The 14,173-nt window shown below is 66.2% G+C and carries 14 protein-coding genes and 1 pseudogene; 12 read left to right on the top strand and 3 right to left on the bottom strand.

Annotation, left to right across the window (positions count from 1 at the left end; genetic code table 11):
• Positions 1–68 precede the first annotated feature (68 nt).
• Positions 69–470, top strand: a complete 402-nt coding sequence (locus CF68_RS31470) for a hypothetical protein (protein ID WP_235205951.1) — start codon at positions 69–71, stop codon at positions 468–470.
• A 343-nt stretch (positions 471–813) separates the two neighbouring features.
• Here CF68_RS31470 and CF68_RS31465 read toward each other — a convergent pair.
• The 3 genes and pseudogenes from CF68_RS31465 to CF68_RS31455 form a co-directional block, all read right to left on the bottom strand.
• Positions 814–1,341 (bottom strand): annotated as a pseudogene (locus tag CF68_RS31465) (RNA-guided endonuclease InsQ/TnpB family protein); the annotation flags it as partial.
• Positions 1,342–1,569: 228 nt separating this feature from the next.
• Complete coding sequence (locus CF68_RS31460) at positions 1,570–1,791, bottom strand: DUF1484 family protein (RefSeq protein ID WP_035826746.1); 222 nt, start codon at positions 1,789–1,791, stop codon at positions 1,570–1,572.
• A gap of 218 nt (positions 1,792–2,009) precedes the next feature.
• A complete protein-coding gene (locus tag CF68_RS31455) occupies positions 2,010–2,963 on the bottom strand; it encodes a LysR family transcriptional regulator (RefSeq protein ID WP_035826742.1) in 954 nt (317 codons plus the stop codon).
• 170 nt (positions 2,964–3,133) lie between these two features.
• On the opposite strand from CF68_RS31455, the gene CF68_RS31450 reads away from it, so the two are divergent.
• The 11 genes from CF68_RS31450 to pgk all read left to right on the top strand — a co-directional run.
• A complete protein-coding gene (locus CF68_RS31450) occupies positions 3,134–4,594 on the top strand; it encodes a form I ribulose bisphosphate carboxylase large subunit (protein ID WP_035826739.1) in 1,461 nt (486 codons plus the stop codon).
• A 57-nt stretch (positions 4,595–4,651) separates the two neighbouring features.
• The gene (locus tag CF68_RS31445) at positions 4,652–5,071 is read left to right on the top strand and encodes a ribulose bisphosphate carboxylase small subunit (RefSeq protein ID WP_010809290.1); all 420 of its coding nucleotides are present in this window, start codon (positions 4,652–4,654) and stop codon (positions 5,069–5,071) included.
• A 160-nt stretch (positions 5,072–5,231) separates the two neighbouring features.
• A complete protein-coding gene (cbbX, locus tag CF68_RS31440) occupies positions 5,232–6,164 on the top strand; it encodes a CbbX protein (RefSeq protein ID WP_084187563.1) in 933 nt (310 codons plus the stop codon).
• Positions 6,165–6,167: 3 nt separating this feature from the next.
• Positions 6,168–6,932: an HAD family hydrolase gene (locus tag CF68_RS31435; protein WP_035826735.1), complete on the top strand. Its 765-nt coding sequence runs from the start codon at positions 6,168–6,170 to the stop codon at positions 6,930–6,932.
• A gap of 1 nt (position 6,933) precedes the next feature.
• The gene (rpe, locus tag CF68_RS31430; protein ID WP_035826733.1) at positions 6,934–7,659 is read left to right on the top strand and encodes a ribulose-phosphate 3-epimerase; all 726 of its coding nucleotides are present in this window, start codon (positions 6,934–6,936) and stop codon (positions 7,657–7,659) included.
• A 98-nt stretch (positions 7,660–7,757) separates the two neighbouring features.
• Positions 7,758–8,816, top strand: a complete 1,059-nt coding sequence (locus CF68_RS31425; protein ID WP_051591780.1) for a class 1 fructose-bisphosphatase — start codon at positions 7,758–7,760, stop codon at positions 8,814–8,816.
• Between the two features lie 11 nt (positions 8,817–8,827).
• Complete coding sequence (locus tag CF68_RS31420; RefSeq protein ID WP_035826731.1) at positions 8,828–9,706, top strand: phosphoribulokinase; 879 nt, start codon at positions 8,828–8,830, stop codon at positions 9,704–9,706.
• Positions 9,707–9,746: 40 nt separating this feature from the next.
• On the top strand, positions 9,747–11,756 hold the full coding sequence (tkt, locus tag CF68_RS31415; RefSeq protein ID WP_035826729.1) for a transketolase: 2,010 nt from the start codon (positions 9,747–9,749) through the stop codon (positions 11,754–11,756).
• Complete coding sequence (gene gph, locus CF68_RS31410; protein ID WP_035826727.1) at positions 11,756–12,451, top strand: phosphoglycolate phosphatase; 696 nt, start codon at positions 11,756–11,758, stop codon at positions 12,449–12,451. Before tkt ends, gph begins: the two co-directional genes overlap by 1 nt.
• Before the next feature lie 59 nt (positions 12,452–12,510).
• Positions 12,511–13,521, top strand: coding sequence for a type I glyceraldehyde-3-phosphate dehydrogenase (gene gap, locus CF68_RS31405; RefSeq protein WP_035826725.1), 1,011 nt, complete (start codon positions 12,511–12,513; stop codon positions 13,519–13,521).
• A gap of 12 nt (positions 13,522–13,533) precedes the next feature.
• A partial coding sequence (pgk, locus tag CF68_RS31400) for a phosphoglycerate kinase (RefSeq protein WP_084187562.1) occupies positions 13,534–14,173 on the top strand: 640 nt, incomplete at its 3' end.

The raw sequence follows: 14,173 nt of genomic DNA, 5'->3' as shown, positions 1-14,173 counted from the left end.
CCACCAGGAGTTGTGTGTAATGAGGTGCCTTCAAAGAGGGGAAGCAGCGCAGCGACTACGAAAAGGCGTTGCCCGCGCTGCAGACCTATTTCACCCTGATCCACAACACGGGGAACCGCAACTTCGACATCGCCCGAACCACCAGGCTGGAACTGGAATGGTGGATCGTGCATCGGGAGCATGAGCGTTATGGACCCGATGCGTTGACCAACGCTTGTGCGGAAGCGGCGGCGTCGCTGTACATGGTGTCCGCGAATGCCACGCGCGAACACGGGCGGCTGCGCGCGCAAGCGATGCTGCTTCGCGATGCTCGCGCAGAAGCGGGCGACATGACGGACGAGGACTGGGCAATCATCGAATCGATGCTGCACCAGAGCTATCAGTCGCTAAGCCATGCGGTCACATCGCTGCCGCTGCCGCTGCGGCAAGCCGGCCGTGAGCTGCGAGGCGGGCGTCGATTCCTCGAGTAGGGCGCTGCTACGTCTCCACCGCAGGGCGGTAGTCGGGCAAAGTGCCGCTAACAAAACCATGTCATCGTCATATGGCCGTTGAGCGTTGCCATGTGTCATGGCACGGAAGAAGATCAACACCGAATTGTGGAAGGCATTGCAGCCGCTGCTGCCGATGGTGGCCCCCCCTCGCGAGCGTCTCAATACGACTGCGGATTCAATCGGTCGATACACCGGCTGAACGATTCCATCAAGCTGTTGCATCGACCGGTTGAATCCGCATTCGGTTTCGTACATACAATGAGGGCTTTGGCGAAAGGCTCTCCGCAATTGGCGGCTTCGCCGCTGCCACCGCGCCGCCGTGCGGCACAGTGGTTTCAACCTCGCGCCGCGTCTGAATGCTGACGAACCATTTGCCGCCGCTCAGGCTCACGGTGACGTTGCGCAGCTCGCCCAGCGTTTTCCGGCTATTGCGGTAGCGCAGCCAGCCCAGCTTGGGCAGGAAGAGGCGGCCATTGGCCTGATCGAGCTTGATCTGTTTCGGGTCGGGGTAGCGGAAGCTGTCGTGTTGCCCCTTGCGCTTGAAGCGCGGGAAGTCGGCCCGCTTGTCGAAGAAGTTTTTGTAGGCGTTTTCGAGGTCTTTGAGCGCATGTTGCAGCGGATGGACGGGCGCATCCTTCAGTCAAGCCGTCCCCAAGCTGTTGCGCCACGCCGTCAGATGCTTCGCCATCGCGACATAGCCGATGAACTTGCCGCCCGCGTCGTGATTTTCCTTTTGCAACGCCAGCGCTTTGTTGAACACGAAACGGCACGAGCCAGCGAAGCGGCGCATTTGGCGCTGCTGTTCGCCGGTCGGCATCAGTTCGTACTTGAAGGCTTGGATGCGTTGCATGGCGGGGATGATACTCTTGGCCTATGAGCAGTGAAAACGATATTCGGCATGGGCGGCGGTGCACCCATCGGGGTCATCCGCAAACACATCGAGCAGCAGCAGACACCACACTGAGGCAAAAGCAAGGACGGCTATGCCGTCCTTGCTATCCTTCCCCGCCCTGAGGGGCGAGGTTTGCCGCGCAACTGATCAAGACTGCCCTCGTAGCGGCCGCGCCAGACATCCGCCTCAGTCCGAGGGGAAATGCTCCGCAGCAGTCTGATCAAGCTGCAGCTTGATCATGACCACCAGGCAATGAATGCCGTGGCATGCCTCGGAGCGTTCGCTTTCCACTTCCAGCAGGGACAGGATGCAACTAAGGCTGGCGCTGATGTGCTCGAGTGATTCGAGGCAGTCTGCTGGATTGGCGGCCAGCACGGTTTCATGTTTCGACGTGGTTCGTTTTTGCATTGCGAGCTCCTAAACGCGTGAACTTGGCCGCATGATGCGGCCACCTTTAGCGAGTTTCAGGTTGCTACGCCCGATCACCATTGTTTCGGTGATGCCTCTAGTGTTCCCATAGCGATCGTTCATGGCGATCAGAGGATTCGCAATTCTCTAGCCTTTGTCATCAGAAGGCCTTCACCAGCTGCCGCTGCCCAGCGGGTTCCGAGCGGGACGGGAGAACCTCAGGCCACGCGCCGCCCCGGCATCAGCCCGCCATACTCCTTCCCCAAGAACTCCGCCGTATGCTCCAGCAAATAGGCGCGGCAGCTCTCGCTGGCCGGCGACAACCGCTTGCTGGACATATGCGCGACATGCCAGATGCGCTCGATCGGCGTGCCGGTAACGTCCAGCAGCGCGATCTCGCCGGTGCGCAGTTCCAGCGACAGCGTGTGCAGCGACAACAGGCTGATGCCCATGCCGGCCATCACGGCCTGCTTGATGGTTTCGTTGCTGCCCAGCGTGATCACCTTGGCCGGCGTGAACAGGTGGTCCCGGAACATGTACTCCGCTACGGTACGGGTGCCGGAACCCGGTTCGCGCAGCAGGAAGGTCTCGTGACGCAGTTCCTGCAGGTCGAATCCCTTTGCGTCGTGTAACGGGTGCCGCGGCGAGGCCACCAGCACGTGCGGGTGCGCGGCGATGGGTTCCGACACCGCATCCAGTTCGCGCGGCGGGCGGCCCATCAGTGCGAGGTCGATGGCGTTGTCCTGCAGCAGCCGCAGCAGCGTCTCGCGATTGCCTTCGGCGATGCGCAGGTCCACGCCCGGATGCAGCGCGGTAAAGCCGGCGAGCAGCTTGGGCGCGAAGTACTTCGACGTGCTGATCAGCCCGATCGTGATCGAACCCTGCTCGACGTCCTTGACCGCCTGCAAGCCTTCCTCGGCGTCCTTGACCTCGCCCAGGATCCGGGACGCATGGTGCAGCAGGCGGTCGCCGGGCTCGGTCAGCGTGAGCTGCCCCTTGACCCGCTCGAACAGCGCCATGCCGACCACGGATTCAAGCTGCTTGACCTGCATCGAGACCGCTGGCTGGGTCAGGTGCAGTTCCTCGGCCGCGCGCACGAAGCTGGCGTGCCTGGCCACGGTGACGAAGATCTGCAACTGGCGAAGGGTGAGGGCGCGCAGGAAGGACGACATGGGCAGTTGGGGGGGCGGGCGTTGGATGTTCCCGTGATGTGCAGTTTGGTTCGCACTTAAGGGATTGCTTATACAGGGGCTAAGAATATCTGAATTTACCTTATGTGGGTGGGCTTATATCTTTGCATCAACGCAGCAGCCAAGACGCTCAACCACGCAAGGAGACAAGCATGAACGCACCTGAATCGGTCCAAGCCAAGCCGCGCAAGCGATATGACGCCGGCGTCATGAAGTACAAGGAAATGGGGTACTGGGACGGCGACTACGAGCCCAAGGATACCGACCTGCTGGCGCTGTTCCGCATCACGCCGCAGGACGGCGTGGATCCGGTCGAGGCCGCCGCCGCGGTTGCCGGCGAGTCCTCCACCGCCACCTGGACGGTGGTGTGGACCGACCGCCTGACCGCCTGCGACATGTACCGCGCCAAGGCCTACCGGGTCGATCCGGTGCCCAACAACCCCGAGCAGTTCTTCTGCTACGTGGCCTATGACCTGTCGCTGTTCGAGGAAGGCTCGATCGCCAACCTGACCGCTTCGATCATCGGCAACGTCTTCAGCTTCAAGCCGATCAAGGCGGCGCGCCTGGAAGACATGCGCTTCCCGGTGGCCTATGTGAAGACCTTCGCCGGCCCGTCCACCGGCATCATCGTCGAGCGCGAGCGCCTGGACAAGTTCGGCCGCCCGCTGCTGGGCGCGACCACCAAGCCCAAGCTGGGCCTGTCGGGCCGCAACTACGGCCGCGTGGTGTATGAGGGCCTGAAGGGCGGGCTGGACTTCATGAAGGATGACGAGAACATCAACTCGCAGCCTTTCATGCACTGGCGCGACCGCTTCCTGTTCGTGATGGACGCGGTCAACAAGGCCTCGGCCGCAACCGGCGAGGTCAAGGGCAGCTACCTCAACGTGACCGCCGGCACCATGGAAGAGATGTACCGGCGTGCCGAGTTCGCCAAGTCGCTGGGCTCGGTCATCATCATGATCGACCTGATCGTCGGCTGGACCTGTATCCAGTCCATGAGCAACTGGTGCCGCCAGAACGACATGATCCTGCACCTGCACCGCGCGGGCCATGGCACCTACACCCGGCAGAAGAACCACGGCGTGTCGTTCCGCGTGATTGCCAAATGGCTGCGCCTGGCAGGCGTCGACCACATGCACACCGGCACCGCGGTGGGCAAGCTGGAAGGCGATCCGCTGACCGTGCAGGGCTACTACAACGTCTGCCGCGATGCGTACACCCACACCGACCTGTCGCGCGGGCTGTTCTTTGACCAGGACTGGGCTTCGCTGCGCAAGGTGATGCCGGTGGCCTCCGGCGGCATCCATGCCGGCCAGATGCACCAGCTGATTCACCTCTTTGGCGACGATGTGGTGCTGCAGTTCGGCGGCGGCACCATCGGCCACCCGCAGGGCATCCAGGCCGGCGCCACCGCCAACCGCGTTGCGCTGGAAGCGATGGTGCTGGCGCGCAACGAAGGCCGCGACATCCTCAACGAAGGGCCGGAGATCCTGCGCGATGCCGCGCGCTGGTGCGGACCGCTGCGGGCTGCGCTCGATACCTGGGGCGACATCAGCTTCAACTACACGCCGACCGACACCTCGGACTTCGCGCCCACCGCGTCGGTGGCCTGAGCCCTGGCGCGACGCCACCAAAGCACGACGAGCGAACCCAAAGAACGAGAGGACATCATGCGTATTACTCAAGGCACTTTCTCCTTCCTGCCCGACCTCACCGACGCGCAGATCACCAGCCAGCTTGAATACTGCCTGAACCAGGGCTGGGCGGTCGGCATCGAGTACACCGACGACCCGCATCCGCGCAATACCTACTGGGAGATGTTCGGCCTGCCGATGTTCGACCTGCGCGATGCCGCCGGCATCCTGCTGGAGATCAACAACGCGCGCAGCACCTTCCCCAACCACTATATCCGCGTCACGGCTTTCGATTCGACGCATACGGTGGAGTCGGTGGTGATGTCGTTCATCGTCAACCGTCCTGCGGACGAGCCCGGCTTCCGCCTGGTGCGCCAGGAAGAGCCCGGCCGCACCATGCGCTACTCGATCGAGAGCTACGCCGTGCAGGCACGCCCCGAGGGTAGCCGCTACTGAGCGGCACCGGCTGAACCGGCGCAGCGCCGCCATGGCGCTGCCGCCGGCGATTTCCTGACTGTGCAATCCCACGGTTGCGCCGCCGCAAGGCCGCGCACCGGGGGGAGCTGCGCCTCGAATCTTCGAGCCGGATGCTCGAATGATCCTCACGGAGCCTGCCATGTCCGCACCTGAAACGACCGCATCGCTGCAGCCGCCAGCCGCTCCGGCCGGATCGCTGGCCGAGTCGCTGGCCAGCTCGGGCATCACCGAGCTGCTGGCCCAGCTTGACCGCGAGCTGATCGGACTGAAGCCGGTGAAAGCGCGCATCCGCGATATCGCCGCCTTGCTGCTGGTGGACAAGCTGCGCGCCGCGCGCGGCTTCAGCGCCGGTGCGCCCAGCCTGCATATGTGCTTCACCGGCAATCCCGGCACCGGCAAGACCACCGTGGCCATGCGCATGGCGCAGATCCTGCACCAGCTGGGCTACGTGCGCCGTGGCCACCTGGTGGCGGTGACCCGCGACGACCTGGTCGGCCAGTACATCGGCCATACCGCGCCCAAGACCAAGGAGATCCTGAAGAAGGCCATGGGCGGGGTGCTCTTCATCGACGAGGCCTACTACCTCTACCGCCCGGAGAACGAGCGCGACTACGGCCAGGAGGCCATCGAGATCCTGCTGCAGGTGATGGAGAACAACCGCGACGACCTGGTGGTGATCCTGGCCGGCTACAAGGACCGCATGGACCGCTTCTTCGAGTCCAACCCGGGCATGTCCTCGCGCGTTGCCCACCATGTCGACTTCCCCGACTACCAGCTCGACGAGCTGCGCCAGATCGCCGACCTGATGCTGTCCGAGATGCAATACCGCTTCGACGACGAAAGCCGGGCCGTGTTTGCCGACTACCTGGCCCGGCGCATGGCACAGCCGCACTTTGCCAATGCCCGCAGCGTGCGCAATGCGCTGGACCGCGCTCGGCTGCGCCATGCCTCGCGCCTGCTGGACGATGCCGGCACGGTCGTCGACGACCATACCCTGACCACCATCACGGCGTCTGACCTGCTTGCCAGCCGCGTGTTTTCGAAGGCCGCGCAGGCCCCGGCCAAGGAGTAAGCCATGCAAGCCCTGATTTTCGATGTCGACGGCACGCTGGCCGATACCGAGAGCGCCCACCTGCAAGCCTTCAATGCCGCCTTTGCCGAGGTCGGCCTGGACTGGCACTGGGACGCGCCGCTCTACACGCGCCTGCTCAAGGTGGCCGGCGGCAAGGAGCGCCTGATGCATTACTGGCGCATGGTCGACCCGGAAGAGGCCCGTGGCTGCAAGGTGAAGGAAACCATCGACGCCGTGCACGCCATCAAGACCCGCCACTATGCCGAGCGCGTCGGGGCGGGCGGCCTGCCGCTGCGCCCGGGCATTGTCCGCCTGATCGACGAGGCCGGCGAGGCCGGGCTGCCGCTCGCGATTGCCACCACCACCACGCCGGCCAACCTCGACGCGCTGCTGCAGGCGCCGCTTGGCGCCGACTGGCGCCGGCGCTTTGCCGCCATCGGCGACGCCGGCACCACGCCCATCAAGAAGCCGGCGCCCGATGTCTACCTGGCGGTGCTGGAGCGGCTCGGCCTGGAAGGCGGTGACTGCCTGGCGATCGAGGACTCGGCGAACGGCCTGCGCGCCGCCCGGGCGGCCGGCATTCCCACCGTAATCACGCCCACCGCGTTCAGCGCGCAGGACTCCTTTGAGGGCGCGCTGCTGGTGCTGCCGCATCTTGGCGATCCCGGCGAGCCCATGCCCCAGCACGTGCCCGGTGCGGCAAACCGCTGGGCCGACCTTGCCGCGTTGCGCGCCTGGCACCACGGCACCCTGATCGAGGCCACCTGACATGCATGCCACTGAACCCAACACCGGCCATGGCAGCCAGCGTGCCATCCGCCTGGCGCCTTCCATTCTGTCGGCCGATTTCGCGCGCCTGGGCGAAGAGGTGTGCGCGATCGAGGCCGGCGGCGCGGACCTGGTGCACTTCGATGTGATGGACAACCACTATGTGCCCAACCTGACTATCGGCCCGCTGGTGTGCGAGGCGATCCGGCCGCTGGTCTCCATCCCCATCGACGTGCACCTGATGGTGGAACCGGTCGACGCGCTGATCCCGCTGTTTGCCAAGGCCGGCGCCAACATCATCAGCTTCCACCCGGAGGCGAGCCGCCACGTCGATCGCACCATCGGCCTGATCCGCGACCACGGCTGCAAGGCCGGCCTGGTGCTCAACCCGGCCACGCCGCTGGGCTGGCTGGACCATACGCTGGACCAGCTCGACCTGGTGCTGCTGATGAGCGTGAACCCGGGCTTCGGCGGCCAGGCCTTCATCTCGGGCGTGCTGGACAAGGTGCGCCAGGCACGCGCGCGCATCGACCGGCAGGTGGACGCCGGCGGGCGGCCGGTCTGGCTGGAGATCGACGGCGGCGTCAAGGCCGACAACATTGCCGAGATCGCGCGCGCGGGCGCCGACACCTTCGTGGCCGGCAGCGCCGTGTTCGGCGCGCCCGATGCCGACGGCGGCTACTCGAGCATCCTGCACCGCTTGCGCGAGGCCGCCACGGTCACATAGCGGCCACCCGCACCGGCACTACACAAGAACACATAGCCAATCTATAGGAGACCTGTCATGCCTGAAGTCCAAAGGATGACCCTGACGCAGTTNAGTCCCTGATCGAGGACCGCCGCCGCTATCCGGATGCCAGCGGCGGCTTCAACGGCCTGATTCTCAACGTCGCCATGGCCTGCAAGGAAATTGCGCGCGCGGTTGCCTTCGGCGCGCTGGGGGGCTTGCACGGCAAGGCCAGCAATCAAGCTGGGGAAGCAGGGGCCGTCAACGTGCAAGGCGAAATCCAGCAGAAGCTGGACGTGCTGAGCAATACCACCTTCCTGCGCGTCAACGAGTGGGGAGGGTACCTGGCCGGCATGGCGTCGGAGGAGATGGAGGCGCCTTACCAGATCCCGGAACACTACCCGCGCGGCAAGTACCTGCTGGTGTTCGATCCGCTCGACGGCTCGTCCAACATCGACGTCAATGTCTCGGTGGGCAGCATCTTCTCGGTGTTGCGCGCGCCTGAGGGCGCAAGCGCCGTGACCGAGCAGGATTTCCTGCAGCCCGGCAGCGCCCAGGTGGCGGCAGGCTATGCGCTCTACGGTCCCACCACCATGCTGGTGCTGACCGTCGGCAACGGCGTCAACGGCTTCACGCTCGATCCCAACCTGGGAGAGTTCTTCCTGACGCACCCCAACCTGCGGGTGCCGGCCGATACTCAGGAATTTGCCATCAATGCGTCGAACAGCCGCTTCTGGGAAGCGCCGGTGCAGCGCTATATCGCCGAGTGCATGGCCGGCAAGAGCGGGCCGCGCGGCAAGGATTTCAATATGCGCTGGATCGCGTCGATGGTGGCCGAGGCGCACCGCATCCTGATGCGCGGCGGCGTCTTCATGTACCCGCGCGACTCCAAGGATCCCGCCAAGCCGGGCCGCCTGCGCCTGCTGTACGAGGCCAATCCGATCGCCTTCCTGATGGAGCAGGCCGGCGGACGCGCCAGCACCGGCCGGCAGACGCTGATGTCGGTGGCGCCGGGCGCGCTGCACCAGCGCATTGGCGTGATCTTCGGCTCGCGCAATGAAGTGGAACGGATCGAGGGCTACCACACCGACCAGACCGATCCCGACCTTCCGAGTCCCCTGTTCAACGAGCGCAGCCTGTTCCGCGCGTCTGCCTGAGGTGCCTGGCCATGTCAGAACGTTATCCCATTATCGCCATCACCGGCTCCTCGGGCGCCGGTACCACGTCGGTGACCCGTACCTTCGAGAACATCTTCCGCCGCGAAGGCGTGAAGTCAGTGGTGATCGAAGGCGACAGCTTCCACCGCTACGACCGCGCCGAGATGAAGGTCAAGATGGCCGAGGCCGAGCGCACCGGCAATATGAACTTCAGCCACTTCGGCGAGGAGAACAACCTGTTCGGCGAGCTGGAGAACCTGTTCCGCTCCTATGCCGAAACCGGCACGGGCATGCACCGGCACTACCTGCATAGCCCGGAGGAGGCGGCGCCGTTCGGGCAGGAACCCGGCACCTTCACCCAGTGGGAGCCGTTGCCGGCCGATACCGACCTGCTGTTCTACGAGGGGCTGCACGGCGGCGTGGTCACCGACTCGGTCAATGTCGCCCAGTATCCCAACCTGCTGATCGGCGTGGTGCCTGTCATCAACCTGGAATGGATTCAGAAGCTGTGGCGCGACAAGAAGCAGCGCGGCTATTCGACCGAGGCCGTGACCGACACCATCCTGCGCCGCATGCCGGACTACGTGAACTACATCTGCCCGCAGTTCTCGCGCACGCATGTGAACTTCCAGCGGGTGCCGTGCGTGGATACGTCCAACCCGTTTATCTCCCGCGAAATCCCCGCGCCCGATGAAAGCATGGTGGTGATCCGCTTTGCCAACCCGAAGGGGATCGACTTCCAGTACCTGCTGAGCATGATCCACGACTCCTTCATGTCGCGCGCCAACACCATCGTGGTGCCCGGCGGCAAGATGGAACTGGCCATGCAGCTGATCTTCACGCCCTTCGTGCTGCGCATGATGGAGCGCCGCAAGCGCGCCGCGCTGTAAGGACCCGACCGTGAAACGCCGACTCGCGAGGATCTTCTGAATGAACGCCCCAGAACGCATCGATTCCGCAGCGCGCTGTGCCAACGCGCTGCGCTTCCTGGCCGCCGACGCGGTGGAGCAGGCCAAATCGGGCCACCCCGGCGCACCCATGGGCATGGCCGAGATGGCCGAAGTGCTGTGGCGACGCCACCTGCGCCACAACCCGGCCAACCCGGCCTGGCCCGACCGTGACCGCTTCGTGCTGTCCAACGGCCATGCTTCCATGCTGCAGTATGCGCTGCTGCACCTGACCGGCTACGACCTGCCGATGTCGCAGCTGCGCCAGTTCCGCCAGCTGCACGCGGCCACGCCCGGCCATCCGGAGCTTGGCGTAACGCCGGGCGTGGAAACCACCACCGGGCCGCTGGGGCAGGGCCTGGCCAATGCCGTCGGCATGGCGCTGGCGGAGAAGCTGCTGGCCGCGAGCTTCAACCGGCCCGGCTTCGACATCGTCGACCATCACACCTACGTCTTCCTTGGCGATGGCTGCCTGATGGAAGGGCTCAGCCACGAGGCCTGCTCGCTGGCGGGCACGCTCAGGCTGGGCAAGCTGATCTGCCTGTACGACGACAACGGCATCTCCATCGACGGCGAGGTCGCCGGCTGGTTTGCCGACGACACCCCGAAGCGCTTTGCCGCGTACGGCTGGCATGTGATCGCCGTCGACGGGCACGATGTCCAGGCCATCGACGCTGCGCTGCACGAGGCCAAAGCCGAGCGCGACCGGCCTACGCTGATCTGCTGCCGCACCGTGATAGGCAAGGGCGCGCCCGACAAGGCCGGCGGGCACGATGTGCACGGCGCCCCGCTGGGCGCGCCGGAAATCGCCGCCATGCGCACCGCGCTGGGCTGGGAAGCCGAGCCCTTCACGGTGCCGGCGGATGTCGCCGACGCCTGGGACGCACGCGCGAAAGGCGCCGCGCGCGAGGCCGAATGGGAAGCGCGCTTCGTCAGCTATTGCGCCGCACACCCCGAACAGGCCGAAGAATTCGTGCGCCGTGTCAATGGCCGCCTGCCCGAAGGCTTCGATGCCGGGCTGATGGCGTTGCTGGACGCGCCGTCGCCGCTGCAAGGCAAGATCGCCACGCGCAAGGCATCGCAGCTGTGCCTGGAGGCGCTCACGCCCGCCTTGCCCGAACTGCTGGGCGGCTCGGCCGACCTGACCGGCTCCAACCTGACCAATGTCAAGGCATCGGTCTGGGTCAACCATGCCGGGCATGGCAACTACGTGAGCTACGGCGTGCGCGAGTTCGGCATGGCCGCCGCCATGAACGGCATTGCGCTGCATGGGGGGCTGATTCCCTACGGCGGCACTTTCATGACGTTCTCGGACTATTCGCGCAATGCCATCCGCATGGCGGCGCTGATGCGCCTGCGCGTGGTCCACGTGCTGACCCATGACTCGATCGGGCTCGGCGAGGACGGTCCCACCCACCAGCCGGTGGAACACGCCGCCAGCCTGCGGCTGATCCCCAACAACCAGGTCTGGCGTCCCTGCGACGGCGCCGAGACCGCGTACGCGTGGCTGGCCGCGCTGCAGCGCGAGGATGGCCCGAGCTGCCTGGTGCTGTCGCGGCAGGCGCTGATGCCGTTCGAGCGCAGTGCGGCCCAGCGCGCGGAGATTGCGCGCGGCGGCTATGTGCTGCGCGATGTGCCGGCGCCGCGCGTGGTGCTGATCGCCACCGGCTCCGAGGTGGAAATCGCCATGCGCGCGGCGCTGGACCTGGCCGATGCCGGCATCGCCGCGCGCGTGGTGTCCATGCCCTGCGTGGAGCTGTTCTACGCGCAGGACGTGGCGTACCGGGACACCGTGCTGCCACCGGGCCTGCCGCGCGTCAGCGTGGAGGCGGGCGGCACCTGGTTCTGGCGCGCCGTGGTGGGCGAGCAGGGCCTGGCGCTGGGCATCGACACCTTCGGCGAATCCGCGCCGGCCGAGGCGCTGTACCAGCACTTTGGCCTGACCCCGGCTCATGTTGCTGCGGCCGCGCGCGTGCTGCTGGAGGAGGCGTGATGGCTACCGTATCCATGCCCTGCACCGCGGTGCTGATCGACCTGGACGGCACGCTGGTCGACAGCGCGCCTGACATTGTCGAGGCCGCCAACCGCATGCTGGCCGACTTCGGCAGCCCGGCATTGCCGTTCGACACCGTGGCCGGCTTCATCGGCCGCGGCGTGCCCAACCTGGTGCGGCGCGTGCTCGAGACCGCCGGGCTTACGCCGCGGGTTGAGGCCGCCGAAGCCGTGGAGATGTTCCACCGCCACTATGCCGAGACCAACGGCCGCCTCGGGTCGGTGTTCCCGGGCGTGGCGGCAGGATTGGAGGCGCTCAGGCAGCAGGGCTACCGGCTTGCCTGCGTCACCAACAAGCCGCGCGCGCTGGCGGTGCCGCTGCTGGCGCTGACCGGGTTGTCGCAATACCTGGAAGTGCTGGTGGCGGGCGACTCGATCGCGCAGATGAAACCGGACCCCGAACCGCTGCGCCACGCCTGCAACCTGCTCGACGTCGATACGGCTCAGGGCGTGCTGGTGGGGGATTCGGCGGTGGACGTGGCGGCGGCGCGCGCGGCCGGCATCCCGGTCTGCCTGGTGCGCTATGGCTACGCCGGCCCCGGCGGGCCCGCGGCGCTGGGCGCCGATGCGCTGCTCGATTCGCTGGAGGCGTTGCCGGCGCTGCTGACGCCGGCGCGGCTGGCGCCAGCCGCCTGATGTTGCGCCGGCGCGCCAGCGCGACCGGCAAGGATACCAAGACAAGTAAAGGAGACAGCATGACTATCAAGGTTGCCATCAACGGCTACGGACGCATCGGCCGCAATGTGCTGCGCGCCCATTATGAAGGCGGCAAACGGCACGATATCAAGATCGTCGCCATCAACGACCTCGGCAACGCGGCCACCAATGCGCACCTGACCCAGTACGACACCGTCCACGGCCGCTTCCCGGGCGAGGTCTCGGTCGACGGCGATGCCTTCCGCGTCAACGGCGACCGGATCCGCGTGCTGGCGCAGCGCAACCCGGCCGAGCTGCCGTGGGGCGAACTGGGCGTGGACGTGGTGATGGAATGCACCGGGCTCTTCACCAGCAAGGAAAAGGCCTCGGCCCACCTGAAGGGCGGCGCGAAGAAGGTGATCATCTCCGCCCCCGGCGGCAAGGACGTGGACGCCACCATCGTCTTCGGCGTCAACCACAGCGTGCTGAAGGCCACCGACACGGTGATCTCCAACGCCTCGTGCACCACCAACTGCCTGGCGCCGCTGGTCAAGCCGCTGCACGAGAAGCTGGGCGTGGTGAACGGCCTGATGACCACGGTGCACTCCTATACCAACGACCAGGTGCTGACCGACGTCTACCACGAAGACTTGCGCCGGGCGCGCTCGGCCACCATGTCGATGATCCCGACCAAGACCGGCGCCGCCGCCGCGGTCGGGCTGGTGATGCCTGAGCTGGACGGCCGGCTGGACGGCTTTGCCGTGCGCGTGCCGACCATCAATGTGTCGCTGGTCGACCTGTCCTTCGTGGCGGCGCGGCCCACCACGGTGGAGGAGGTGAACGGCATCCTGAAGGCCGCCGCAGAAGGCGAGCTCAAGGGCATCCTGGACTACAACACCGCGCCGCTGGTCTCGGTGGACTTCAACCACAACCCGGCGTCGTCCACCTTCGACGCCACCCTGACCAAGGTCAACGGCACGCTGGTCAAGGTGTCGGCCTGGTATGACAACGAATGGGGCTTCTCCAACCGCATGCTGGATACCGCGGTGGCGCTGGCCCACGCACGCTAGCAGGTTGCCACGATGAGCCTATCCCATGCTACGAACCCGCAACCGAAACCCGCGGCGGCGCCGCACACGCTGGCCGCACTGCTTGCAGCCGGTGGACTGGCTGGCAAGCGGGTCTTTATCCGCGCCGACCTCAACGTCCCGCAGGATGCAGCGGGCGCTATCACCGACGATACCCGCATCCGGGCTTCCGTGCCCGCCATCGCGGCCTGCCTGCAGGCGGGCGCCGCGGTGATGGTCACCTCGCACCTGGGCCGGCCGCAGGAGGGGGCGCCCGACCCGCGCCATAGCCTGGCGCCGGTGGGCCGCCGCCTGTCTGAACTGCTGGGCCGCCAGGTGCCGCTCTTGTCCGGCTGGACCGAGGGCGGTTTCCAGGTGCCGCCCGGGCAGGTGGTGCTGCTGGAAAACTGCCGCATGAACACGGGCGAGAAGAAGAACAGCGACGATCTGGCGCAGAAGATGGCGGCGCTGTGCGATGTATACGTCAACGACGCGTTCGGCACCGCCCACCGCGCCGAGGCGACCACGCATGGCATCGCCAGGTACGCCCCCATTGCCTGCGCCGGCCCGCTGCTGGCCGCCGAGATCGACGCGCTGGGCAAGGCGCTGGGCCAGCCGGCGCGACCGCTGGTGGCAATCGTGGCCGGCTCCAAGG

The sequence above is a fragment of the Cupriavidus sp. SK-4 genome (genome assembly GCF_000611125.1).
Classification (GTDB): Bacteria; Pseudomonadota; Gammaproteobacteria; order Burkholderiales; family Burkholderiaceae; genus Cupriavidus; species Cupriavidus necator.
This window is presented reverse-complemented; position numbering and strand designations above follow the sequence as displayed.

What these genes read in the sequence shown, in the direction of transcription:
- gap (WP_035826725.1), top strand. Translation starts at nt 12,511, where the DNA reads ATGACTATCAAGGTTGCCATCAACGGCTACGGACGCATCGGCCGCAAT.
- CF68_RS31435 (WP_035826735.1), top strand. Translation starts at nt 6,168, where the DNA reads ATGCAAGCCCTGATTTTCGATGTCGACGGCACGCTGGCCGATACCGAG.
- tkt (WP_035826729.1), top strand. Translation starts at nt 9,747, where the DNA reads ATGAACGCCCCAGAACGCATCGATTCCGCAGCGCGCTGTGCCAACGCG.
- gph (WP_035826727.1), top strand. Translation starts at nt 11,756, where the DNA reads ATGGCTACCGTATCCATGCCCTGCACCGCGGTGCTGATCGACCTGGAC.
- CF68_RS31420 (WP_035826731.1), top strand. Translation starts at nt 8,828, where the DNA reads ATGTCAGAACGTTATCCCATTATCGCCATCACCGGCTCCTCGGGCGCC.
- CF68_RS31455 (WP_035826742.1), bottom strand. Translation starts at nt 2,963, where the DNA reads ATGTCGTCCTTCCTGCGCGCCCTCACCCTTCGCCAGTTGCAGATCTTC.
- CF68_RS31460 (WP_035826746.1), bottom strand. Translation starts at nt 1,791, where the DNA reads ATGCAAAAACGAACCACGTCGAAACATGAAACCGTGCTGGCCGCCAAT.
- CF68_RS31445 (WP_010809290.1), top strand. Translation starts at nt 4,652, where the DNA reads ATGCGTATTACTCAAGGCACTTTCTCCTTCCTGCCCGACCTCACCGAC.
- rpe (WP_035826733.1), top strand. Translation starts at nt 6,934, where the DNA reads ATGCATGCCACTGAACCCAACACCGGCCATGGCAGCCAGCGTGCCATC.
- CF68_RS31450 (WP_035826739.1), top strand. Translation starts at nt 3,134, where the DNA reads ATGAACGCACCTGAATCGGTCCAAGCCAAGCCGCGCAAGCGATATGAC.
- cbbX (WP_084187563.1), top strand. Translation starts at nt 5,232, where the DNA reads ATGTCCGCACCTGAAACGACCGCATCGCTGCAGCCGCCAGCCGCTCCG.